This window comes from Roseibium sp. RKSG952 (assembly GCF_009711355.1).
Window position 1 is genome coordinate 1 of record NZ_SMMF01000511.1, and the last position, 1,475, is coordinate 1,475.

At 56.2% G+C, this 1,475-nt stretch carries 1 protein-coding gene; it reads right to left on the bottom strand.

Translation table 11 applies throughout. From position 1 onward, the window contains the following. Positions 1 to 452 precede the first annotated feature (452 nt). Entirely contained in the window at positions 453 to 1,316 is an 864-nt protein-coding gene (locus E1297_RS01875; protein WP_155133176.1) for a DUF932 domain-containing protein, read from the bottom strand. Positions 1,317 to 1,475 lie beyond the last annotated feature (159 nt).

The following is a 1,475-nucleotide window of genomic DNA, read 5'->3' on the forward strand; positions in this document are numbered from 1 at the left end:
GGTCAAAGTGACCGGCGCTGGTGTGCCGTTTCGCAGCGACAGGGCCGCGCTCCGTAGGGGGGACCCCTGTCTTCAAGGATCTGTCCGGCCAGGTCTGGCCGGTCCGCTTCCCGGCTTCGACCTCTATGTCAGATTGATTTTTCGGCTGGCTTTGCTACATTCCTTTCAGGAGTGGTCCGGCAGGTTTCCCTGCCGAACCGTTTCCTTACAAGGTGAATTGGACCCGGATCGAGAATTGCAGGCTCTTCCGGGTCTTCTTCCATGTAAGGGTAACGCTAATGGGCAAAAGCCACATATCCGTTACCTCCTTTCGAGTGCAAAGGCCGTTTGCCTCGGCTTGAGAGGCCATCTCTCAAGTCGCCCGCCCTGCCCGGGCTGCTGCTTTTTGCACTCTGAAACCGACTTACCTTGTCCTTGCTTCGGTTGCAATCTCGCGGGCCGATGCCACCGTTTTACGCGGCAGCTTTCAAGCCTTTCAATTCAGCCATCTTTTCCGATAGCATCCATAGGGCCTTGTTCAGTTTGATATCCTGATCAATCCCGTTGACCTTGCGCGTGGAAACACGGCGGCGGCGTCCGTTCGCATCACGGGCCACGCCCCTCAATCCGCCCCTGATCGCATTTTCCTGAACCACGTTGAATGTGGTCCAGAGGTCCCCGCTCCTGTCAGCCGTACGACGGGGCGAAAGAAGTTGTTCCGGGGTGATTGGTGTATCGGTTTCGCCTTCACTGTCCCCGAACCGGGCAATATGGGCCGCCTCGGCAAAAATCTGTTTTTCTTCCCTCGCAAGCGTCAACCCGCTCCAGTCTGCGGGAGCAACAAGGGCCTTTTGTGCGGCTTCAAGCACCCGATAAGTGCCCTCGATGACTTTTCCGCCCACGTCGCCACTGTGGCGCACTTTCACGCTGTCCAGCGTTCCGGTTTGGGCAACAAGGGAGTTCATGCACTGAATGCGGAACAGACCGGCCATCAGGTCATAAGCGGACGTGCCGTCATTCGCATTCTTCAGGAGGATTTCACAAACGGTATCCCCCACAGCGTATTTTTTGCTGTCATCGAACCGGCGTAGCCGGATCAGGTGCTTTGTAAATTCGGCCTTGCTTACATCCCGTGGTTTCGACTGCTTCGCACCCACGGGCATGAACCCCTCGCACATCAATGCCCGCAGAATTTCAATTGTCGGGATCGGCTGGAATTTTTCCGACCGGCTTTTGTGGGCAGTGGTCGCAAAAATGGACGGGGCATTGCGGCGCAATTCGTCTTCGGTCAAGGCGCGGCCATGATCATAACGGGCTGTCTGCGTGTAAATGGTCATCGCAAAATCTCCCCTTCAACCAGCCAGTCCGAGGCAAATGGCAAACAGCCCTGACAAAAACAGCGTTAGGCTGATCAGCTCGGCGGTGATTTTGATAAATGTCATCTGTCTTGCTCCACAGTTGGCGTCTTCTTTTTCCGCGTCGCCGGAAACGGGGGA

Excerpts from the sequence above, each read along its gene's own strand:
- E1297_RS01875 (WP_155133176.1), bottom strand. The coding sequence starts at position 1,316 with ATGACCATTTACACGCAGACAGCCCGTTATGATCATGGCCGCGCCTTG.